Genomic DNA, 22692 nt, shown 5'->3' with positions numbered 1-22692 from the left:
TACATGCGCCGCGCGGCATCAGCCTTGCACGCGGGGCGTTTGCCAGACAGGGTCGCGCGCGAATTCGACGAAGGATTTCAGGTAATCGACCACGGCGTCGCCCTCCCGCGTGCCGAGAAAGATCTGCTTCGCAATGCCCTGCTTGCCGAGCTTCACGATCGCAAGCGGCATGCGGTCCGCGTACTCTTCCGCAAGCCAGCGCGGCAACGCGGCCACGCCGCGATGGCTCGCGACCATCTGCAGCATGATGTCGGTCGTTTCGATCGTCTTGTGACGGCGCGGCGTGATGCTCGCGGGCCGCAGAAACTGGTTGTAGATATCCAGCCGGTCGGTATCCACGGGATACGTGATGAGCGTTTCGTCGATCAGCTGCTCCGGCTTCACATAGCGCACGTTCGCGAGCCGATGGTCTTCGGCGACCACCAGCACCTGTTCGTAGTCGAATACCGGATCGAAACGCAGTCCGGGCCGAATGAGCGGATCGGGCGTGACGAGCACGTCGATGTCATAGCCGATCAACGCGCCGATGCCGCCAAACTGAAAACGCTGCTTCACGTCCACGTCGACATCGGGCCAGCGTGCCAGATACGGCGACACCACCTTGAGCAGCCACTGATAGCACGGCGCGCATTCCATGCCGATGCGCAGCGTGCCGCGCTCGCCCGCCGCGTACTGCTTCATGCGCTCTTCCGCGAGTTCGAACTGGGGCAAAAGCCGTTCGGCCAATGACAGCAGGTACTGCCCGGCCTGCGTCAGCCGCAGGCTGCGGCCTTCACGGTCCCAGATCGGGGTGCCGAGCTGCTGCTCGATTTTCTTGACCGTGTGGCTTAGGGCCGACTGCGTGAGAAAAAGCGACTCCGCGGCTGCGGTAAGCGAGCCCTGGCGGTCGACTTCGCGGACGATGACAAGATGAACACGTTCGAGCATGGAAAGAACAGATGAAGAAAACTAATGGATGGATGAAATAATGCCATTTTTATTCATCTTCGAATACCTCTATGATCGCTGCCACTCTGGATCGTTTTCAGCACCTTCATTTCGGACGGCAACGTACATGGTCACCACGCACAATCTCGGCTTCCCGCGCATCGGCGCGAAACGCGAGCTCAAATTCGGTCTGGAACGCTACTGGAAGGGCGAATCTTCGCGCGACGAACTGAAAGCGCTTGGCGTGCAACTGCGCGCACGGCATTGGGAAAACCAGAAGGGTCTCGACTTCGTGCCTGCCGGCGACTTTGCGTTCTACGACCAGGTGCTCGACATGAGCTTCACGCTCGGCAACCTGCCCGGGCGCGTGCAGGGCTTCCACGGCGACAAGCTCGACAACTACTTCCGCGTGGCGCGCGGCCGCTCGGCCCATGGCGCCGAGGACCATGCCGCTTGCTGCGGCGGCGTTGCGGCCAGCGAAATGACGAAGTGGTTCGACACGAACTATCACTACATCGTCCCCGAATTCACGGCCGATACGCAATTCAACCTCGACACGTCGCGTCTTTCCGAACAGCTGCGCGAAGCGCGCGCGCTGGGCGTGAAGGCCAAGCCCGTGATCATCGGGCCGCTCACTTATCTGTGGCTCGGCAAAGCCAAGGACGATTCCGACAAGCTGGCGCTGCTGCCGCGCCTCATGCCCGTGTATCGCGCGCTGCTCGACTACTTCCGCGTGATGGACGTCGAGTGGGTGCAAATCGACGAGCCGATACTCGTGACCGAACTCGATCCGGCATGGCGCACTGCATTTGCGACGGCCTATGAGGGGTTCGAGCTGCGCAGCGTCAAGCTGCTGCTGGCCACGTACTTCGGCGAACTACAGGACAATCTAGACATCGCGTGCTCACTGCCCGTCGACGGCCTGCATATCGACGCGATCAACGCCCGCACGGAAGTCGCACTGGCTGCGCTAAAGTTGCCTGCGCAGAGCGTGCTTTCGGTGGGCGCGATCAACGGCCGCAACATCTGGAAGACCGACCTGAACGCGGCGCTCGAATGGCTCGAGCCGCTCGCGAAGCAATTGGGCGAGCGCCTCTGGATCGCGCCGTCGTGCTCGCTGCTGCACGTGCCGGTGGATCTCGCGAGCGAAGAAAAGCTCGATGCCGAAATCCGTTCGTGGCTCGCCTTCGCGCTGCAAAAGCTCGACGAAGTAAAGGTGCTCGCCACGGCGCTGAATGGTGGCCGCGACAAGGTCGCCGCCGAACTCGCCGCGAACGCCGCCGCCGTTCAAGCGCGCCGCCAGTCGCCGCGCGTGAACAACTCCGCGGTGAAGGCCGCGATCGCCCGCATCGACGCGCAGCTCGGCAATCGCCAGCACGCTTACGCCGAGCGCGCCGCGAAACAGGCCGCACGCCTGAAGCTGCCCGCCTTCCCGACCACGACGATCGGCTCGTTCCCGCAAACGGCGGAGATCCGCCAGGCGCGCAGCCAGTTCAAAAGCGGCGCGCTCGACAACGTGGGCTACGAGGCCGCCATGCGCGCCGAAATCGAGCGCAGCGTGCGCGAGCAGGAGCAACTGGGCCTCGACGTGCTCGTGCACGGCGAAGCCGAGCGCAACGACATGGTCGAATACTTCGGCGAGCAGCTAGACGGTTACGCGTTCAGCCAGTTCGGCTGGGTGCAGTCGTACGGCTCGCGCTGCGTGAAACCGCCCATTCTGTTCGGCGACATCAGCCGCCCGAAGGCAATGACCGTGGAATGGATCACCTACGCGCAATCGCTCACGAACAAGCCCATGAAGGGCATGCTCACGGGTCCGGTGACGATCCTCAACTGGTCCTTCGTGCGTGACGACCAGCCGCGTTCGGTCTCGTGCTACCAGCTCGCGCTCGCCATTCGCGAAGAAGTGCTCGACCTGGAGAAGGCCGGCGTGGGCGTGATCCAGATCGACGAAGCCGCGCTGCGCGAAGGTCTGCCGCTGCGCCGCGCACAGTGGGGCGAGTATTTGCGCTGGGCCGTGGAATCGTTCCGCATCACGGCGAACGGCGTGGAAGACGAAACGCAGATCCACACGCATATGTGCTATTCGGAGTTCAACGACATCATCGCGTCGATCGCCGATATGGATGCGGACGTCATTACGATCGAGACGTCGCGCTCGGATAGGGAACTGCTCGACGCGTTCGACAACTTCAAGTATCCGAACGAAATCGGACCGGGTGTGTACGACATTCACTCGCCGAATATCCCGACCGAAGCGCACATCGTGCAACTGATGCAGAAGGCCGCCGAGCGTATTCCGGCTGGGCGCCTATGGGTCAATCCGGACTGCGGATTGAAGACGCGGCAGTGGGCGGAGGTGCTTCCTGCGCTGACCAACATGGTTGCTGCTGCCAAGGCGCTGCGCAGCCAGCTGCAATAAGTTTGCCAAAATGCGCCCCGATCCTGTCTCGGGGCGCGTCGGTTTTCAACCTGATCAAGTTGCGCGCGCAACCGTTACCGCAATTCCCGCCGCAATATCTTCCCCGTGGCCGTCTTCGGCAACTCGTCGCGGAACTCGACGATGCGCGGATACTTGTACGCCGCCATGCGCGCCTTGCAGAATGCAATCAACTCCGCTGCATCGGCCACTGCGCCCGCACGCAGGCTCACCACTGCCTTCACCGTCTCGCCGCGATACGCATCGGGCACGCCCACCACGGCTGCTTCGCGCACCGCAGGATGGCCGTAAAGCACGTCTTCCACTTCGCGTGGCCAGACCTTGAAGCCGGCCGCGTTGATCATGTCCTTCTTGCGGTCGACGAGATAGAACCAGCCCGCTTCGTCCATGAAGCCGACGTCGCCGGTATGGAACCAGCCGCCGCGAAACGCACGGGCCGTCTCTGCCGCGTTGCTCCAGTACCCGGGCACGATCATCGGTCCGCGGCAGACGATCTCGCCCGTTTCGCCGGCCGCGAGCACCTGTCCGTCGTCGCCGACGATCGCCGCTTCGGCGCCCGGCACCGGCACGCCCATGGCGAGCGCGCCGCTGCGCGGATCGACGGGCGCCATCTTTCCGAGCGGCACCATATGCGTGGGCGAGTTCGTTTCGGTAAGCCCATACGCGCCGTGGATCACGTGGCCGAACTTCGCGCGGAACGCATCCACCACGCTCGGCGCGATGGGAGCGCCGCCCGAATAGATCTTCGTGAGCGTGGCCAGTTGCTCGCGGGTTGCATCGGCGTGATGCAGCAGCGCGATGAACACCGTGATCGCGCCGATGGTGAACTCCGCGCGGTGCTCCTCGACGGCGTCGAGCGTGGCTGCCGGGTCGAAGCGGTGCGTGAGAATAAGCGGTGCGCGCGCAATCCACGCCGCGCCGATATGGCCAACCAGGCCGGTAATGTGAAAGAGCGGCGCGACGCCCAGTATCGGGCCGCCTTCGCGCAGGCCGCAGAAGTCGCGGTAGGTCTGCGCGTTGAACGCGAAATTGCCGTGCGTGCAGATCGCGCCTTTCGGGCGGCCGCTCGTGCCCGAGGTATAGACGAGCATGGCGGGGTCGCTCGCCGCAAGCGTGACTGGCGGCGGCTTGCGCCCTTTCTGCACGGACTGGGCTGCCTGCAAAAGATCGCGTGTCCCCCCGCTCTCTTCGCCGTGTGCACCGAACACTCGCGGATCGTCGCGTGTTTGCAGCGCACGCGCGCGCGTGGTCAGTACCCGCGGCGCGGCATTGCCGTCGGCTTCGATGCTCGCGACCACTTCGCGAACGACATCGCCTTCGAGCGCGGCATCGCAGATCAGCGCGCGCGTTTGCGAATCGTCGAGCAGCAGTTTCAGTTCGCGCGCACGGTTCATCGGATTGACCGGCACCATCACGGCGCCCGCTTTCCAGATACCGAGCAAAGCCATCACGAACTGCGGCACGTTCTGCAAGTAAAGCGCCACACGATCGCCGCGCTGCACGCCTTCGTCAATCAGTACGCAGGCAATGCGGTCGCTCCACGCGTCGAGCGCCTGCCAGTCGAGCCTGCCGTCGAAGTACAGCAGCGCGCTTTCATGCGGCGCGCGAGCGAGCGCCGCCGCGAACATGTCCAGACCGTTCGTATAGTCCTGCTGAGGATTCGCCTGGATACCGGTGTCGTATAGCGCGCGCCAGGGAAAGCTTTCGTAGGCGTTCACGTTGGCCTCCTCAAGCCGCTTCGGCCGGCTGACCCACCGTTTTGCGCGCCATGAACCAGTAGAACAGCGCTGCGCACCCCGCAATCGCACCGCCCATGATGAACGCGAGCGAATACGATCCCGTGCGGTCGACGATAAACCCTGCCACGACCGGCGAGAACGCGCCGCCGAAGTAGCCGCCGAAGTTCTGGATCGAACTCACGGATGCAACCATCGAAGACGGTGCGATATCGGCGGCGAGCGCCCACGCGTTGCCGATGGTGGCGGCGATGAACGCGAGCCCCAGCGTCATCAGCGCAACGCTCGCGCCGATCGTGCCCGCGAGCGGCAACGCCGCCGCGCACACGCCCGCGCCAATCGCGCCCACCACGATCAGCAAGCGCTTGGCGACCATGGGCGTTGCCACATGGCGATCCACGAGCTTCTTCGCAATCCAGCCCGCGACGATCTCGCCGGCCGCGCCGCCGAACCACGGAATACTCGCGTAGAAGCCCAGTTGTGCGAACGAAATATGAAAGCGATCGAGCAGATAGAGCGGCAGGAACACGAGAAAGATATTCCACAGCCAGATCGCGCAGAAGTAACCGAAAATCATGCCCCACACGCTGCGCGAAGCGAACAGCGCGCGCCAGCGAATGGGCGCGGTCGTGAGCGAACGCTCGTGGCCGCCGCCGCCCGCTTCGATGTAGGCGAACTCCTCGCGCGTGAGCCGCTTGCTCTGCACGGGGTTGCGATAGAGAAACAGAAACAGCACCGCAAAGACAATGCCGATAGCGCCCGTCACGTGGAAAAGCGAGCGCCAGCCGAAGGCGATCATCAGCGCGACCAGCACGGCGGGTGCGAGCGCAGGCCCCCACTTCGACGACGAATCCCAAATGCCGGTGGCAAAGCCGCGCTCCTTGGCGGGAAACCATGCCGCTGTGATCTTCGCGGAGGTCGGCCAGCACGGCGCCTCGCCCACGGCAAGCAGCGCGCGCATGACGATGAGGCCAGAGATCGAGCCGACCACGCCGGTGAGCCACGTCGCCACGCTCCACCAGATCATGCCCACTGCATAGGCGCGCTTCGCGCCGAAGCGGTCGATGATCCAGCCCGCAGGCAATTGCATGACCGCGTAGGTCCAGGCGAACACGGTGCCCAGCAGGCCGATTTGCGTGCGCGTGAGGCCCAGGTCGTGAATCATGCCGGGTGCGGCGATCGCGAGATTCGCGCGATCGAGGTAGTTGATGATGCCGCCGAACAGCAGCCAGATCAGCACGCGCCAGCGAAAGTTCGCGGCGGCGGTGGTTGAGGCTGCCGGTGTGCTGGTGGATGCGGGTGCAACCAGTTTGTCGTCCATCCTGTCTCCTCCTCGTTGGCCTATTTTTTTTGCGCGCGCTTTTTGCGCGCGCTCGTGGGACTCAAACCGCGTTCGTGCCCACATCGTGGGACTTTTCGCTGTGGGGGCAACAATACGCGCGAGGGACATTGTGCGCCGGTTGGCGCGAATGGAGAACGCCGTTTTGCATAAACACATGACGTCGATGTGAATACGCGGATCGTTATGGCTCTCGCATGCTCTCTTACCAACCGTTACACAAGCGAAGCAATCGTTTCACCTGAATGGCAAGCGAGTTCATAGAATTCCTCAGACCGTTGAGCAGCAAGGCTGACACGCCAGAACGGTCGCGCGCAAAGCCGCACCACATGCCACATGGAATGGCGCGGCACTGCGCGCGTAATCGATACCAACTATGCAGAAAGGAGTTCACATGACTCGCCTCTCGCTTGCCTCGCTCATCGCGGCTTCGGCCGCCAGCCTTTGCGCCGTTTCGCTGAGCGCTCATGCGCAGACCCCCGCGCCTTCCGCGGCTTCTGCCTCCACCTCGGGCGCGGCCGTTCGGCTTCACGAAGCCGACAAGGCCTTCATCGCAGACGGCACGCAAACCGTCGCCACGCAGCGCGATGCCGCGCGCATTGCCGATTCGCGCTCGACCGACCGCGAAGTGAAGGCCTTCGCGGAAAAACTCGTGGCCGACTATTCGAAGCTCTCCGACTCGATGCGCGCGGCGAGCCCGCGCGGCGTGGACGTGCCGCGCAACGACCCGGATGCGGCGGTGATCAGCAGCATCAACAATTTGCGCGGCGCGGATTTCGACAAGACGTATATCGAGCAGGTCGCGCTGGCCGGCCAGCAGAAAACGCTCTCGGCGTTCCAGGCGGAGATCGCCTCGGGCCGCGACGCGGGCCTCAAGAAGGCAGCAACGGAAGGCCTGCCCGTGATCCAGGCCGACTATGCCAAGGCGCAGGAACTTGCCAAGCGCAAGCACCTGGCAGGCTGATGACGATGTGATACACAAAGGGGCCGGCCGCTCGCGCGCCGGCCCCAGTGCTGTTTACTCTTCCTTCTTTTCGCTCGCGGCGAGAGCCAGCCGCTCCATGCGTTGATCGGGCACGAGCCAGAGCAACGCCGCAATGAAATAGAAAATCGCGCCAACGCGGGGATAGTCGAGCGCTGCAAGCGCAAACCCGGCCAGATAAATCACTGGCGAAATCTTGCCCTTCACGTCACTGCCCAATGCAATGGCAAGCGGGCTTTGCGTGCCGTGATAGCGCACGAGCGTGAATTGCAGCACGACATAGGCAACCGCGCAGAGCAGCAGGTTCACGCCGTAAAGCGCGGTCGGCCAGCGTCCGAATTCGTTCTCGCCCATCCACCCCGTGGTGAACGGCAGCAGCGAGAGCCAGAACAGCAGATGCAGGTTGGCCCAGAGCACCGAGCCGTTCACACGGCGCGCCACCTGCAGCATGTGATGATGGTTGTTCCAGTAGATGCCCACGTAGATGAAGCTCAGCACATAGCTCAGATAAACCGGCCAGAGCGGCGCAAGCGCGGCGAGCGTGTCGCCGTGCGGCACCTTGAGTTCCAGCACCATGATCGTGATGATGATGGCGAGCACGCCATCGCTGAATGCTTCGAGTCGATTTTTTTCCATCTGCGGGATCGGTCTGCAAGGGATGTAAGGCAAGCGGCAAGTATGGCCGAAGTCGCGGCGCGACGCCACGTAGCCGCGGGGGCGGCACGATTGCGTATCTTGCGCTGCACATGGCGCGCAAGCGTTCCTGACCTATGATGCCCTTGAGCGCCACGCCCGCCAGAAAGCCTGCCAGCCACGGATCATGAACGCCCCGACCTCCGCATCCCGCAACCGCCCTGAGCACCCCAAGCACCCTGAGCACGCTGAACGCCCGGACCGCCGCGTGCGCGTCTGGGACCTGCCCACGCGGCTCTTCCACTGGCTGAGCGTCGTGCTCGTGGCCGCCGCTTACGTCACGCAGCGCATGAACTGGATGCAGATGCACGTGCGCCTTGGCGAAACGCTGCTCGCGCTCGTGCTGTTTCGCATTCTGTGGGGGTGCTTCGGCAGCGAGACGGCGCGCTTCTCGCGCTTCGTCGCCTCGCCGCGCAGGGCGATCGAACATCTGCGCCACGTGTTGCGGCGCGAGCCCGACGTGCAGGTGGGCCACAACGCGGCGGGCGGCTGGATGGTTCTGCTGCTGCTCGCACTGCTGCTAATCGAAACGCTCACCGGACTCTACGACAACAACGATATCGCCGACGAAGGCCCGCTCAGCGAAATCGTGCCCGCAAAAATCGCCAATGCCATCGCTGGCCTGCACGCGTGGGGCTGGGATCTGCTCGCGGCGGCCGTCGTGCTGCACGTGTGCGCGATTGCCGTCTATGCACTCGTGAAAGGCCACAATCTGATCGGCCCGATGGTAAGCGGTAAAAAGCGCCTGCCAGCTTCGGTACGTGCGCCCGCGCGCGGATCGCTCTGGCTCGCGGCCTTGCTGATGGGCTTATCGGGCGTCGTGACCGCCCTCCTCGCCGCCTATGTGTGATGCCGCAAATTGATGTGTCAAACCCACGCGAAGCCCGCACAGCGCGTAAAATCAGCGGCTCGTTTTCACTCGACAAGAATGATTGATGGCTACCTACCGCGAATTGCTCGCCCAGAAGCGCGAGCTTGACGAGCGCATCGAAGCGGCGCGCGCCGAAGCGGCCCACGAGGCGCTGGCTACCGTGCGCGCGGCAATCGCCGAATTCGGCTTCACGCCCGACGAGGTGTTCGGCAAGCCGCGCCGCGAAAAAGCCGCGCGCCGCACACGCAAGACCGAAGGCAATGAAGGCAAAAAGCGCGAGCGCGCCAATCTGGACCTGTTCGGCGACACCGCCGACAACGCCTGACCGGCCGCATTCGCGCTTCATAAGCAAACAGGGCCGCAAGGGCCCTGTCGCGTGTCGTGCAGCCAGCCATGCCACGCGCCGCCTGGCGCGAGCATGGCGTGAACACCGGGCGCGTTACTGCGCGCCGAGCTTCTTGATCAGCACGTCGAGCTGCGCCACTTCCTCTTGCGTGAGGTCGGTGAGCGGTGCGCGCACGGGGCCCGCGTCGTGGCCCACGAGCTTCGCGCCCGCCTTCACGATGCTCACCGCGTAGCCCGCACGGCGATTGCGGATGGCGAGGTACGGCAGGAAGAATTCGTCGATGAGCTTGCCGACCGTCGCGTGGTCGTCGGCGGCAATCGCGCGATAGAACTGCATGGCCGTCCTCGGAATGAAGTTGAACACCGCCGACGAATACACGGGCACGCCCAGCGCCTTGTACGCCGCTGCGTAGACTTCGGCCGTGGGCAGGCCGCCCAGGTACGAGAAGCGGTCGCCCAGACGCCGGCGGATCGTCACCATCGCCTCGATTTCGCCCACGCCGTCCTTGAAGCCGATCAGGTTCGGGCAGCGATCGGCGAGTTGCTCGAGCATGTCCGCGTTCAGCTTCGAATTGGCGCGGTTGTAAATGATGACGCCCATGTTCGGCACGGCCTTGCAGACCTGCTCGGCGTGCGCGGCGATACCTTCCTGCGAGGCTTCCGTGAGGTAGTGCGGCATCAGCAGAATGCCCTGCGCGCCATTGCGCTCGGCTTCCTGCGCATATTCGATGGCCACGCGCGTCGCGCCGCCCGCGCCCGCGAGAATCGGCACCTTGCCCTTGCAGGTTTCGGTGGCCGTCTTGATGACCTGCGAGTATTCGCTCTTCGTGAGCGAGAAGAATTCGCCGGTGCCGCCCGCCGCGAACAGCGCGCTCGCGCCATACGGGGCCAGCCATTCGAGGCGCTCGGCGTAGGTGTTCGCGCGGAAGTTGCCTTGCGCGTCGAAGTCGGTCACGGGGAACGAAAGCAGGCCTTCGGAGACGATTTGCTTGAGTTCTTGCGGCGTGGTCATGGTCTTGATCCTGTTGCGAAGTCAGTAAAGGTGTTCAGTCGAAGGTGGCGTTCAGCGCACGAGGCACGGACGCTTGTTGTCGAATTTCCAGTTGGGAACGAGGTATTGCATGGCGATCGCGTCGTCGCGCGCGCCGAGGCCGTGCTCCTGGTAGAGCGCGTGGGCCTTTTCCAGCTCGTCCATGTCGATCTCGATGCCAAGGCCCGGCTTTTGCGGCACCTGCACCTTGCCGCCCACGATCTGCAGCGGCTCGCGCGTTAGGCGCTGGCCGTCCTGCCAGATCCAGTGCGTGTCGATCGCGGTGATCTTGCCAGGCGCGGCAGCCGCCGCGTGCGTGAACATGGCGAGCGAGATGTCGAAGTGGTTGTTCGAGTGCGAGCCCCACGTGAGGCCCCAGTCGTTGCACATCTGCGCTACGCGCACCGAGCCCTGCATGGTCCAGAAGTGCGGGTCGGCAAGCGGAATGTCCACCGATTGCAGCTGAATGGCGTGGCCCATCTGGCGCCAGTCGGTCGCGATCATGTTGGTGGCCGTCGGCAGGCCCGTGGCGCGGCGGAATTCCGCCATCACTTCGCGGCCCGAATAGCCGTTCTCCGCGCCGCAGGGGTCTTCGGCGTAGGCGAGCACGTCGTGCTTGTCGCGGCACAGGCGGATCGCTTCCGCGAGCGACCAGGCGCCGTTCGGGTCGAGCGTCACGCGCGCCTCGGGAAAGCGCTCGGCCAGCGCCGTGACCGCTTCCATTTCCGCGTCGCCCGCCAGCACGCCGCCCTTGAGCTTGAAGTCGTTGAAGCCGTAGCGCGCCTTCGCGGCTTCGGCGAGGCGCACGACCGCTTCCGGCGTCATCGCTTCTTCGGTGCGCACGCGCTCCCAGTCGTCGCGGCCATCGGCGCCGCTCGCGTACGCGAGATCGGTCTTGTTGCGGTCGCCAATGAAGAACAGGTAGCCGAGCATCTCCACTTCGCTGCGCTGCTGCCCTTCGCCCAGAAGCGCGGCAACAGGCACGTTCAGATGCTGGCCGAGCAGGTCGAGCAGCGCGGCTTCGAGCGCCGTGACCGCGTGAATCGTCGTGCGCAGGTCGAAGGTCTGCAGGCCGCGGCCACCCGAGTCGCGGTCGGCGAACTGCTTGCGCACGGTGTTGAGCACCGACTGCATATTGCCGATGGACTGGCCGACCACGAACGCGCGCGCGTCTTCGAGCGTCTTGCGGATCGCCTCGCCGCCCGGCACTTCGCCGATGCCGGTGTGGCCCGCGCTGTCGCGCAGCAGCACGACGTTGCGCGTGAAGAACGGACCGTGCGCGCCGGAGAGGTTCAGCAGCATGCTGTCGCGGCCGGCCACGGGCACGACGCGCAGCTCGGTCACAACGGGCGTGGCGTTCGGTTGAACGGTTTGTGTAGACATGAACGGATTACCTGTAAAAGTGCGGCGCGCTGCGCCCTGACAATCGAAACTTTGGGTTGAACCGGTTAAGCGCTGGCGGCGACGATCTCCACCCAGTTCGCACCGTTACCACCCTCGCCGCGCGAGAGGGGTGCGAGTGCGCCAGTGGTCGCATCGACGGAATAGACCGAGACGTGCTGCGATTTTTCTCCGCACGCCACCAGAAAGCGGCCCGTGGGATCGATACGAAAACCGCGCGGCTGCGTTTCGGTCGCGCTCGCGCCCACGTATTCGAGCGCGCCATCATGAGCCACGCGCAGCGTGAGAATCTGGCTCGTCGTGCGCTCGGACACGTAGACGAAGCGCCCATCGGGCGAGACGTGGATATCGGCGGCCCAAACGTTCTTCGCGAGCACCGCCGGGTCGGGCTGCACGGGGTCCGTGGGGCTCGGGCGCGCAAAGCCGTCGTTCAGATGCGCGAGGGCGGCAGCGCGCGGCGAAACGTGCAGCGCCGTGAGCTTGCCGCTCGTGGCGTCGCGCGCGAATACCGCCACCGTCGCGCGGAATTCGCTCAGCACATACAGCACGTCGCCGTTCGGCGAAAAGCGCAGATGCCGCGGACCGAAGCCCGCGCCGAGATCGACCGCGCCGATTTCGACGAGACGCCCATCGTCTTCCAGCGCGAAGGCGAACACGCGGTCGCTGCCGAGCGACGACGCGTACGCGAAGCGGCCATCGGCGGAAACGATCACGGCGTGCGCATGCTCGATATCGGCGATCACCTGGAGCGGCGCGCCCTGCCCGTTCTCGAGCGCGTTCGCTCCATACAGGCTCACGCGATGCTCGCCGTACGAAGCGCCCAGCAGGAAACGCCCTTGCGGCTCGGCGCACAGATACGCGAGGCTCGATTCGATCGGCGTTTGCGCACGCGGCGTGAGGCTGCCGGTCTGCGCGTCGATGGCATAGTCGTTGATGCGCTTGTCCGCGCCGCGCGTGGCCGCATAGAGGCGGCGGCGATCGGGCGAGAGCGCCATCGGCATCACATTGTCCTGCGCGGCCACGCGCGCTTGCGGCGTGAGCGCGCCATTACGCGCGTCGAGATGAAACACGCCAATGTCGCCATCTTTCGAATTCGCGACGTAGACGAAGAAGCGTTCCGGGGTCGGCTGGTTCATGGTGTGTGTGTCCTTCTCGATTGACGGTTGCGCTCAGGTTCAGTGCGCGCCGCTGTGCACGGAATCATCTGCAAAGGTGCGGCGCGACGGCTTGTTGCGGGCAAGGAACGCGGCGGCGGCGGCAATGAGCGAAGTCACGCCCAGGCCGTAGAGGCCGCCCGTAATCGAGCCCGTATGCTGCTGAAGATAGCCGAAGGTGGCCGGCGCGAAGAAGCCGCCCAGGTTGCCGAGCGAATTGATCAGCGCGATCACGCCGGCGGCCACGCGGGTGTCGAGATAGCCTTGCGGCATGGGCCAGAACAGCGACGAAGCCGCCTTGAAGCCGATAGCCGAGAAGCAGATCGCCACGAACGAGAACACCGGGTCCGCCGAAGTCGAAGCGAACAGGCCGCAAGCCGCGATCACGAGCGCGATGGCGAGCCACGCCTGCTGGAAGCGGTACTTCGCCGAGAGCAGCGCGAAACCGTACATCGCGACGATAGCGATCATCCACGGAATGGCGTTGTAGAGGCCCACCTGGAAGTCGCTCAAGCCGCCCATCTTGCGGATGATCGTGGGCAGCCAGAACGTGGCCGCGTAAATCGTGAGCTGAATGGCGAAATAGAGGAAGCAGAACAGCACGATCTGCGGGTCCTTCAAGAGACGCAGCACCGGCACGTGCGCGCCCGTTGCGGCTTCGCGCTCGGCCTGCTCGCGCGCCAGATACGTTTCGAGCGCGCCCTGCTCGTCGCTCGTGAGCCAGTGCGCGTCGCGAATGCGCGACTTGAGGAACACCCAGCTCACGCCGCACAGCACGATGGAAAAGCCGCCTTCGATCAGGAACATCCACTGCCAGCCCGCGAGACCCAGGCCGCGCACCGAAAGCAACGCGCCCGTGATCGGGCCCGAGAGCACCGAGGCGAACGCCGAGCCCGCGAGAAACACGGCCGCCGCCTTGCCGCGCTCTTTCTGCGGCAGCCACTGCGCGAAGTAATAGATCACGCCGGGAAAGAAGCCTGCTTCGGCAACGCCCAGCAGGAAACGCAGCACATAGAACGAGGTGTCGTTGTGCACGAACGCCATGGCGGCCGCCACGATGCCCCACGTGCCCATGATGCGCGTGAGCCAGGCGCGTGCGCCATACTTTTGCATGAGGATGTTGGACGGCACCTCGAAGATCGCGTAACCCACGAAGAACAGCCCCGCGCCGAACCCGTACGCCGCCGCCGAAAGACCGATATCGGCCTTCATGTGCGCGCCGGCGAAGCCGACGTTCACACGGTCGATATAGTTCGCGATGAACATGATGAGGAACAGCGGGAGCACGTGCCGCAGGACCTTGGCGCTAGCCGACTCCAGCAGGTCCTCATAACGGTTGGCAGGGGCGGACATCGGGTTGTCTCCTTCAGGCGTGCCGGCGGCGCGCGGATTGAATGTTTCGTGGTACGTTGTCTGATGACATTCTAAGCGTGCCTGCACCGGGAACCAACGTCGTGTTTACCCTGCCATGGAACGGGAATCATAACCGATAAGGCTTATATTGACGTACTTTCTACGCCCATCACGTCCAAAAGTGCCTGCCGCAGATGTTCGGCGACCGTGATCTGGCGTATGATAGTTGTACGATGACTTAACTCACGGTAACCATCACTGGAACGAAGCTCGGAGACGACATGCAAATCACTGGCGACATGCTCATTGGAGGCCGCGCTGTGCGCGGCTCGGAAAAGCCGCTCGCGGCTTTCAATCCCGCCACGGGCGAAGCGATCCCCGCGCCGGCCTTCGGCAGCGGCACGGCAGCCGACGTCGACGCCGCCTGCCGGCTCGCCGCCGAAGCGTTCGACGGCTACCGCACGCTGCCCCTCGCCGTGCGCGCGGCGTTCCTCGAACGCATCGCCGACGGCATTGCCGCGCTCGGCGACGCGCTCACCGAACGCGCCCACGCTGAAACCGGCCTGCCCAAGGCGCGCCTCGAAGGCGAGCGCGGCCGCACCGTCGGTCAGCTGAAGCTGTTCGCACAGGAAGTGCGCCAGGGCCTGTGGCTGACGCCCACGCTCGACGCCGCCCTGCCCGATCGCAAGCCTCTGCCGCGCGCCGACCTGCGTCTGCAGAAAATCGCGCTCGGCCCGGTCGCGGTGTTCGGCGCGAGCAACTTCCCGCTCGCGTTCTCGGTGGCGGGCGGCGACACCGCCGCGGCGCTCGCGGCGGGCTGCCCCGTGGTCGTCAAGGCGCACGGCGCGCACCTCGGCACGTCGGAGATGGTCGGCCGCGTGATTCAGCAAGCCGTGCAGGAGATGGGGCTGCCCGAAGGTGTGTTCTCGCTCATCGTCGGCGCGGGCCGCACCGTGGGCGAAGCGCTCGTGGCGCACCCGGCCATCAAGGCCGTGGGCTTCACCGGCTCGCGCGCGGGCGGCACGGCGCTCATGCGCATCGCCGCGAACCGCCCCGAGCCGATTCCCGTCTATGCGGAAATGAGCAGCATCAATCCCGTGTTCCTGATGCCCGAGGCGCTCGCGGCGCGCGGCGCGGCCATCGCCCAGGGCTTCGTCGATTCGCTCGTGCTCGGCGCGGGGCAGTTCTGCACGAATCCGGGTCTGGCGATCGGCATCGAAGGTCCGGCGCTCGACCAGTTCGCGCAGGCCGCCGCGCAGGCGCTGGGCGTCAAGCCCGCGCAGACCATGCTCACGTCGGGTATCCATGCGGCGTATGAAGAAGGCGCGCGGCGTCTCGCCGAAACCCAGGGCGTGAGCGCGCTCGCGCAAGGCCAGCCCGCGAGCGGCCCGAACCAGGCGTTCGCCGCCCTTTTCGAAACCGACGCGCAAACCTTCCTCGCGCAGCCCGCGCTCGAAGACGAAGTGTTCGGCCCGGCCTCGACGCTCGTGCGCTGCAAGGACGAAGCCGAACTGCTCGCCGTGGCCGAGCACTTCGCGGGTCAGCTCACCGCGACGATCCAGATGGATCGCAGCGACGTGCCCGCCGCCATGCGCCTCGTGCCGATTCTCGAGCGCAAGGCCGGCCGCCTGCTCGTGAACGGCTTCCCGACCGGCGTGGAAGTCACGCACGCAATGGTGCACGGCGGCCCGTTCCCGGCCACGTCCGACAGCCGCGCGACGTCGGTGGGCACGAGCGCCATGGAGCGCTTCCTGCGTCCGGTCTGTTATCAGGACTTCCCCGCCGAGTTGCTGCCGCAGGCGCTCGCGGACGCCAATCCGCTCGACCTCTGGCGCCGCAAGAACGGCGAGCTCGTGCGCGGGTAATCGCCTTCTTTCGTTGATGTCAATGAAAACAGCGGCCTTGGCCGCTGTTTTTCCATGCGCGCTCGAAGTTCAAGCGCCCTACGCCTTTTCCCCCGACTCCGCCGCCGCACGGCGCAGCCGCTCGCGGCTGCTCGACAGGTGCATGCGCATGGCCGCACGCGCGCCTTCGGGATCGTGACGAGCAATCGCGTCGAAAATGCTTTCGTGCTCGCGGTTCACGAGTTCGGCGTAAGCCTGCGGATCGCGATGCGCAATGCCCGCCGAATCGACGCGACGACGCGGGATCAATGCCGCGCCCATCTGCGTGAGGATATCGACGAAATAACGGTTGCCCGTGGCGCGCGCCACCGAGACGTGAAATTCGAGGTCGGCGCCCGAGCTGTCGCCGCCCGAGCGGATCACGACGTCGAGTGCGTCGAGCGCGGCGCGCATGCCGGCCAGGTCGCGCTCGCTCGCACGCTGCGCGGCCAGACCCGCGGCCTCCGTTTCGAGGCTGATGCGCAGTTCGAGCACGGAAAGCACATCGTCCAGCGTGCTGGCCGGCACGACGTCGAGATCGAGCGGCTCGCGGCGCGGCTCCAGCACGAAGCTGCCGATGCCGTGACGCGTTTCGATCACGGACATGGCCTGCAAACGCGAAATGGCCTCGCGCACCACCGTGCGGCTCACGCCCAGTTGCGTCATGAGGTTGCTTTCGGTGGGCAGCTTGTCGCCAGGCTTCAGCGCGCGCGTGGCGATCTGTTCGTTGATGAAGTTGACGACCTGCTCGGCGAGATTGCGGCTACGCGCGGCGATGGGCGTGGCAAGCGACTCCGCCATGTGGCTCTCCTTGGCTCGATATGCGTATATATCGCTGCATTATACGTTGTCGGACAACCACAGGAAAAGCCTGCGCACAAGCGACCAAGGACATCCTATGACTGCGTGATGGCCTGCGCGCGAGACGGCCTGAACACCACACAGGTTCGCCCACGAAATGATCCTCATTTTATTTCGTATTCCGATGCAATTCGCGCCTCGTCTTTTCGCAATGAGACGCGCATGCCGTTGTGTTAGCAAACATATCGTGCCGCTGCGATCGGAGCGAATTTATTTGCGCATCCTGGCTGCACAAGTCGGCGTTCTCCGATAATCTCCACAACAAGGTGCGCGCCCGGCCGTCAAAGAAAACCAGAATCCCCACGGACGACGCCTCAACTGATATCGAATCGCAACGCGTTTGTGTAGTCACATTCCGTACCGAGGGAATCATTGAGAAACCGCATCGTCTTCCTCATCCTTGCGCTCGCGCTGCCTTGGGCGCCGCTCTTCGCGGCGCCGCCCGCCGAGCCCGCGCCTGACACGATGCAGGCCCGCGTGATGGGTTGCGCGGCCTGCCACGGCGCGCACGGCGAAGGCACCGACAACGACTACTTTCCGCGTCTCGCGGGCAAGCCGGCCGGCTATCTGTTCAACCAGCTCGTCGCCTTCCGCGACGGCGGCCGCAGCTATCCGCCCATGAACTATCTGCTGGCGTATCTGCCCGACGCGTACCTCAAGCAGATCGCGGAGTTCTTCGCGCAGGAGCACCCGCCCTATCCGCCGCCAGCCAAACCCACGGTCGATGCGGCCACGCTCGCGCTCGGCAAGTCGCTCGTCATGAACGGCGACAGCAAGCGCAACGTGCCTGCCTGCGCGCTCTGCCACGGCGCTTCGCTCACCGGCATGCAGCCGGCCATTCCGGGTCTCGTGGGCCTGCATCCGAACTACATCAGCGCGCAACTCGGTGCGTTCCGCTACGGCACGCGCCGAGCCGCCGCGCCGGACTGCATGCACGACATCGCCAGCCGTCTCGCCGACCGCGACATCACCGCGATCGCGGCGTGGCTCTCGTCGCAACCCGCGCCTGCCGATACGAAGCCAGCGGCGGCCTCGCCGCTGCCGCTCGCGTGCGGCAGCGTCCATAACTAGCCGGGGCCTCGACGTGCGCAGACTTCGATCCCTTCTCCCCACTTCGCTTCGCCTGTCATGCGCGGCGCTCACGCTCTGCATGGGCGCCGGGCTCGCGCACGCGCAAACGGCCGCGCCCAGCGCGAACGCAGCCAACGCGGCCAGCGCCGCAGCGGCAGCCGCCGCGGCCAATGCGAAGCCGATCGCGAGCAACGCCGAGCAGATCGCACGCGGCGAATATCTCGCGCGCGCGGGCGACTGCATTGCGTGTCACACGGTGCCTTCCCAGCAGATGTTCGGCGGCGGCCGTCCAATGGAAACGCCGTTCGGCACGCTTTATACGCCAAACATCTCGTCGGACAAGACGTTCGGCATCGGCGCCTGGACCGCCGATGAGTTCTACCGCATGCTGCACGAGGGCAAATCGCGCGACGGCACGCTGCTCTATCCGGCCATGCCGTTCGCGTCGTACACGAAGGTCACGCGCGCGGACTCGGACGCCATTTTCGCGTACCTGCTCTCCACGCCGCCCGTGCACGTCGAGAACCGCCCGCACGATCTGCGCTTCCCGTATAACAAGCGCGCGCTGCTGCTCGGCTGGCGCACGCTGTTCTTCCGCCAAGGCGAGTTCAAGCCCGACCCGACGCAGTCCGCCGAATGGAATCGCGGCGCGTATCTCGTGCAAGGCCTCGGCCACTGCACGATGTGTCACACGGCCATCAACGCGCTCGGCGGCAACTCGGCCTCGAAGGAGTTCCAGGGCGGCCTGATTCCCGTGCAGAACTGGTATGCGCCTTCGCTCACGTCGAACAAGGAAGCGGGCCTCGGCGACTGGAGCATCGAGGACATCGTCGATCTGCTGCACGCGGGCGTGTCGAAACGCGGCGCCGTGTACGGACCGATGGCCGAAGTGGTCTACGACAGCTTCCAGTACCTCACGGAAGAAGACGTGCGCGCCGTGGCCGTGTATCTGAAGTCGCTGCCGGGCCACAACAACGAGGTCGACAAGTCGCCCAAGAGCACCTTCGTGACGGAGGAAGCCGCGCGCCTCGTGCCGCTCGGCAAGAAGATTTACGAGTCGCAGTGCGCGGTGTGCCACGCGGCGCAAGGCCAGGGCAAGCCGCCGCATTTCCCGCCGCTCGCCGACAACCAGTCCATTCAGATGAACTCGGCCGTAAACCCCATCCGCATGGTGCTCAACGGCGGCTATGCGCCGGGCACGCAAAAGAACCCCATGCCCTATGGCATGCCGCCCTTCGCACAGTCGCTCTCCGACGAAGAAGTGGCGGCCGTGGTCACGTATATCCGCACGGCGTGGGGCAACCATGGCACGCCGGTTTCCGAACATGAAGTGAACGCGCTGCGTTCCGCGCCGCTTTTCTGAGGCTGCGATGATCGAAACTCCCGTACCCGAACAACCGGGCGAGCGCCCGCAACACGAACAGGTCGACGAGATCGTGGCCAGCGGCCCGGGCGGCGCGCTCGCGGTAGCGGGCATCGCCACGGCGATCGTGGCTGCAATCTGGTTCGTCTTCTACTTCGTCGTGTTCCTGCCGCGCGGCGTCATCCAATAGACCAGACAGACAAGAAAAGGCCGGCCTCATGTCGAATCCGCTCGATAACCATGCCAGTGCCGAAGTCGCCGCGCGCGTGGAGCGCCGCTGGGCGACGCTCATGGTGGCGTTCGTCTCCCTGCTCGTGGCCGTGGTGGTCTTCACGGGCCTGCACTGGGCCATGATGCCGCCCTCGCGCGTGGAACTCGTCAATCCGGAAACGCTGCACGTGTCCGGCGAATTCGTCGAATCGAATCTCGGCAGCGCAGTCGAAACCGACGGCTCCGTGACCGTGCGCATTCTTGCGCAGCAGTACTCGTTCACGCCGCAATGCATCGTCGTGCCGGCCAACACGCCCATTACGTTCCGCGCAACGAGCGCCGATGTCGTGCACGGCTTTCTCGTCACGGACACCAACCTGAACTCGATGGTCGAGCCTGGCTACATCTCCACGTTCCGCACGACCTTCGACAAACCCGCCGACCACCTCATGCCGTGCCACGAATATTGCGGCACGGGCCACCAGGGCATGTGGGCCCACGTGAAGGTCATCGACAAGGATGCCTTCATGCAGATGGCGAACCAGGCAGGCAATTCCGCGCGGAGACTCAGCTGTGTTAAATAACAAGCGACTCGTACTCGCCCACTTCTGGCTCGCGTTCATTGTGTTCGGCGTGGCGCTGCTGCTCGGCGCGTGGCAGATGTTCGTGCGCAGCCCCATGCACCCGTGGCTGAACGACCCCGAGCTTTACTACCGCTCGGTCACGGAGCACGGCACCGTGATGGGCTACGTGTTTCCCACGCTCATCGCCATGGGCTTCGGCTACGCGGTCAGCGAACTGGCGCTCAAGCGCCCGCTCGTGGGCGTGAAGTGGGCCTGGCTCGGCTTCATCCTGCTCGCGCTCGGCTCCGTCACCGCCTCGGTGCCCGTCGCGCTCGGACTCGCCTCAGTGCTCTACACGTTCTATCCGCCGATGATCGGCAACGTGTTCTATTACCTCGGTGTCGTGCTCGTCGTGGTGGGCTCGTGGGTCTGGGTCGCGCTGATGGGCGTGAACACCGCGAAATGGAAGCGTGAAAATCGCGGCAAACCCCTGCCGCTCGCGATGTTCGCGACCACGGCGGGCGCGTACCTCTGGGGCTGGACCGCGGTGGGCGCGGCGATCGAAGTGCTGTTCCAGATCCTGCCCGTGGCCTTTGGATGGCGCAATACCATCGACGCGGGCCTCGCGCGCGTGTTCTTCTCCTGGACGCTGCACGCCATCGTCTACTTCTGGCTGATGCCCGCCTATATCGCGTACTACACGATCATCCCGCGCGCGATTGGCGGCCGGCTCTACAGCGACGTGATGGCGCGCATCTCGTTCATCCTGTTCCTCGTGGTGGCCATGCCGATCGGCCTGCACCACCTCTTCACCGATCCGCAGGTGGGCTCGGGCTTCAAGTTCGTGCAGTCGGTGTTCACGGCGCTCGTTTCGGTGCCCACGCTCCTCACCGTGTTCACGATCTGCGCTTCCGTTGAAATCGCCGGGAGGCTGCGCGGCGGCACGGGGCCGTTCGGCTGGATCGCGAAGCTGCCGTGGGAGAACCCGCAAATGCTGGCCGTGGCGTTCTCGTTCGTCATGCTCGGCTTTGGCGGCGCGGGCGGCCTCATCAACATGAGCTACCAGCTCGATCAGGCGGTGCACAACACGCAGTGGATCACGGGCCACTTTCACCTGATCTATGGCGGCGCGATCGTCATCATGTACTTCGCCATCGCCTACGACCTGTGGCCGCAGATCACCGGCCGCGCGCTCAACAACTGGCGCCTCATGCGCTGGCAGCTGTGGCTGTGGTTCATCGGCATGATCGTGACGACCTTCCCATGGCACCTCGTCGGCCTCATGGGCATGCCGAGGCGCATGGCCTACTACGATTACAGCGACCCGGCGCTCGCAGGCCAGGGCGCGCTCGTGGTGCTTTCTGCAATTGGCGGTCTGATCCTCGTGATTTCGGCGGTGCTGTTCTTCGTCGTGCTGCTCCAGGGGCATCGCAGCGAGGCGGCCGCGCCCGAGGAATATCGCTTCGCCAAGCCGGTGCACGAGTCGGCCACGCTGCCGGTGGCGCTCAATAGCTTCGGGCTGTGGATCGTGCTGATGATCGCCCTCACGATCACCAACTACGGCTACCCGATCGCTCAGCTGCTGGCGACGCCCGAAACGGCCGTGCCCGCGATCCCGATTGGAGCGCAGCGATGAGCGACGAACGCCTGTTCTCGTTTCGCAATGTGTGGTTTCGCACGGGTGTGGGCGCGACGATCGTCGTGTTCGTCGTCTCCGTGCTGATCGGCTTCATCTGGCTGCCTTCCGCCAAGAGCGACCCGTATTTTCAGGGCATCTGGACAGCGATCTGCAGCGCCGCCGGCGTGCCGCGCGCGTGGCATCCGGTCGAGTCGGCGGTCGCGCCGGGCTACCAGCTGAGCCAGGTCGAACTCACGCCGCACATGCTAGACGGCGCGACTTCCCTCTCGATTGGCCGCGGCGCGACGCTCGCCTTGCGCTGCACGATGTGCCATGGCCCGCGCGGCATCAGCATGGCTAATTCGCCGAATCTGGCGGGCCAGTTCGCCATCGTGGTCTTCAAGGAACTGCACGACTTCCAGACGGGCGCGCGTCAGAACGCGGTGATGTCGCCCATGGCGCGCGATCTGTCCGACGAGGACATGCGCGACCTCGCGGCCTATTACGCCTCGCTGCAGCCGATCGCGCACCTGCATGGCGGCGCGCCCGGCATCGTGGCGCACGGCGCGCCGCTGCGCAATATTCCCGCCTGCGCGTCCTGCCATGGCGGCGTGGACAGCAAGGTCGGCAGCCCGTGGCTCGACGGCCTGCCCGCGGCGTACACAAAAGCGCAACTGCTCGCGTTCGCGAACGGCACGCGCCATAACGACATTTCCGAGCAGATGCGCAACATCGCGCGCAACATGACGCCCGAGGAAATCGACGCGGCCGCCGCTTGGTACGCGGGCGAAACGCCGCCGGCGAAACCCTGAACTGAACCACGCGGGGCGTGCGGCGGTATGCAAATTGCGC

Annotated in this window: 20 protein-coding genes; 11 read left to right on the top strand and 9 right to left on the bottom strand. The window is 65.0% G+C overall.

The features are described from left to right. Positions 1-18: 18 nt before the first annotated feature. Positions 19-927, bottom strand: coding sequence for a LysR family transcriptional regulator (locus U5A58_RS22845; RefSeq protein ID WP_321963115.1), 909 nt, complete (start codon positions 925-927; stop codon positions 19-21). A 127-nt stretch (positions 928-1054) separates the two neighbouring features. Here U5A58_RS22845 and metE point away from each other — a divergent pair, with 127 nt between their 5' ends. Continuing rightward, positions 1055-3349, top strand: coding sequence for a 5-methyltetrahydropteroyltriglutamate--homocysteine S-methyltransferase (gene metE, locus U5A58_RS22840; protein ID WP_321963114.1), 2295 nt, complete (start codon positions 1055-1057; stop codon positions 3347-3349). Positions 3350-3423: 74 nt separating this feature from the next. On the opposite strand, the gene U5A58_RS22835 is transcribed toward metE, so the two are convergent. Beyond that, positions 3424-5085 carry a class I adenylate-forming enzyme family protein gene (locus U5A58_RS22835; protein WP_321963113.1) on the bottom strand — a complete coding sequence of 554 codons (1662 nt, stop codon included), beginning with the start codon at positions 5083-5085 and terminating at the stop codon, positions 3424-3426. A gap of 10 nt (positions 5086-5095) precedes the next feature. Then, positions 5096-6424: an MFS transporter gene (locus U5A58_RS22830; RefSeq protein WP_321915414.1), complete on the bottom strand. Its 1329-nt coding sequence runs from the start codon at positions 6422-6424 to the stop codon at positions 5096-5098. 412 nt (positions 6425-6836) lie between these two features. On the opposite strand from U5A58_RS22830, the gene U5A58_RS22825 reads away from it, so the two are divergent. After that, positions 6837-7406, top strand: coding sequence for a DUF4142 domain-containing protein (locus U5A58_RS22825; protein ID WP_321915415.1), 570 nt, complete (start codon positions 6837-6839; stop codon positions 7404-7406). A 54-nt stretch (positions 7407-7460) separates the two neighbouring features. Here the strand turns inward: U5A58_RS22825 and U5A58_RS22820 are convergent, their stop codons facing one another. Then, entirely contained in the window at positions 7461-8060 is a 600-nt protein-coding gene (locus tag U5A58_RS22820) for a TMEM175 family protein (RefSeq protein ID WP_321915416.1), read from the bottom strand. A gap of 184 nt (positions 8061-8244) precedes the next feature. Here U5A58_RS22820 and U5A58_RS22815 point away from each other — a divergent pair, with 184 nt between their 5' ends. Both U5A58_RS22815 and U5A58_RS22810 read left to right on the top strand, forming a co-directional pair. After that, positions 8245-8967 (top strand): cytochrome b/b6 domain-containing protein, encoded by a 723-nt coding sequence (locus U5A58_RS22815; protein ID WP_321963112.1) that lies wholly within the window; start codon positions 8245-8247, stop codon positions 8965-8967. An 85-nt stretch (positions 8968-9052) separates the two neighbouring features. Beyond that, positions 9053-9313, top strand: a complete 261-nt coding sequence (locus U5A58_RS22810; protein ID WP_321963111.1) for an H-NS family nucleoid-associated regulatory protein — start codon at positions 9053-9055, stop codon at positions 9311-9313. A gap of 114 nt (positions 9314-9427) precedes the next feature. On the opposite strand, the gene kdgD is transcribed toward U5A58_RS22810, so the two are convergent. The 4 genes from kdgD to U5A58_RS22790 all read right to left on the bottom strand — a co-directional run bounded on the left by kdgD (position 9428) and on the right by U5A58_RS22790 (position 14271). Beyond that, positions 9428-10345, bottom strand: coding sequence for a 5-dehydro-4-deoxyglucarate dehydratase (gene kdgD / locus U5A58_RS22805; protein ID WP_321963110.1), 918 nt, complete (start codon positions 10343-10345; stop codon positions 9428-9430). A gap of 51 nt (positions 10346-10396) precedes the next feature. Further along, positions 10397-11746 carry a glucarate dehydratase gene (gudD, locus tag U5A58_RS22800; RefSeq protein ID WP_321963109.1) on the bottom strand — a complete coding sequence of 450 codons (1350 nt, stop codon included), beginning with the start codon at positions 11744-11746 and terminating at the stop codon, positions 10397-10399. 65 nt (positions 11747-11811) lie between these two features. Beyond that, positions 11812-12900 (bottom strand): lactonase family protein, encoded by a 1089-nt coding sequence (locus U5A58_RS22795; RefSeq protein ID WP_321963108.1) that lies wholly within the window; start codon positions 12898-12900, stop codon positions 11812-11814. Between the two features lie 39 nt (positions 12901-12939). Next, a complete protein-coding gene (locus U5A58_RS22790; RefSeq protein ID WP_321963107.1) occupies positions 12940-14271 on the bottom strand; it encodes an MFS transporter in 1332 nt (443 codons plus the stop codon). 281 nt (positions 14272-14552) lie between these two features. Between U5A58_RS22790 and U5A58_RS22785 the strand changes: the two genes are divergently transcribed. Next, positions 14553-16136, top strand: a complete 1584-nt coding sequence (locus tag U5A58_RS22785; RefSeq protein ID WP_321963106.1) for an aldehyde dehydrogenase (NADP(+)) — start codon at positions 14553-14555, stop codon at positions 16134-16136. A gap of 78 nt (positions 16137-16214) precedes the next feature. Here the strand turns inward: U5A58_RS22785 and U5A58_RS22780 are convergent, their stop codons facing one another. Continuing rightward, positions 16215-16955: a FadR/GntR family transcriptional regulator gene (locus U5A58_RS22780; protein WP_321963105.1), complete on the bottom strand. Its 741-nt coding sequence runs from the start codon at positions 16953-16955 to the stop codon at positions 16215-16217. Positions 16956-17480: 525 nt separating this feature from the next. On the opposite strand from U5A58_RS22780, the gene U5A58_RS22775 reads away from it, so the two are divergent. The 6 genes from U5A58_RS22775 (at position 17481) to U5A58_RS22750 (ending at position 22652) form a co-directional block, all read left to right on the top strand. Continuing rightward, positions 17481-18086, top strand: coding sequence for a c-type cytochrome (locus U5A58_RS22775; RefSeq protein WP_321963232.1), 606 nt, complete (start codon positions 17481-17483; stop codon positions 18084-18086). 79 nt (positions 18087-18165) lie between these two features. Further along, positions 18166-19449 carry a c-type cytochrome gene (locus U5A58_RS22770; protein ID WP_321946731.1) on the top strand — a complete coding sequence of 428 codons (1284 nt, stop codon included), beginning with the start codon at positions 18166-18168 and terminating at the stop codon, positions 19447-19449. Between the two features lie 7 nt (positions 19450-19456). Further along, positions 19457-19639, top strand: coding sequence for a hypothetical protein (locus U5A58_RS22765; protein WP_158759912.1), 183 nt, complete (start codon positions 19457-19459; stop codon positions 19637-19639). 28 nt (positions 19640-19667) lie between these two features. After that, positions 19668-20243 (top strand): cytochrome C oxidase subunit II, encoded by a 576-nt coding sequence (locus U5A58_RS22760; protein ID WP_233885424.1) that lies wholly within the window; start codon positions 19668-19670, stop codon positions 20241-20243. Further along, positions 20233-21858: a cbb3-type cytochrome c oxidase subunit I gene (locus tag U5A58_RS22755; protein WP_321915426.1), complete on the top strand. Its 1626-nt coding sequence runs from the start codon at positions 20233-20235 to the stop codon at positions 21856-21858. The genes U5A58_RS22760 and U5A58_RS22755 overlap by 11 nt, the downstream gene beginning before the upstream one ends. Beyond that, a complete protein-coding gene (locus U5A58_RS22750; protein ID WP_321915427.1) occupies positions 21855-22652 on the top strand; it encodes a c-type cytochrome in 798 nt (265 codons plus the stop codon). The genes U5A58_RS22755 and U5A58_RS22750 overlap by 4 nt, the downstream gene beginning before the upstream one ends. Positions 22653-22692 lie beyond the last annotated feature (40 nt).

The organism is Paraburkholderia sp. J7 (genome assembly GCF_905220155.1).
Taxonomy (GTDB): Bacteria; Pseudomonadota; Gammaproteobacteria; order Burkholderiales; family Burkholderiaceae; genus Paraburkholderia.
This window is presented reverse-complemented; position numbering and strand designations above follow the sequence as displayed.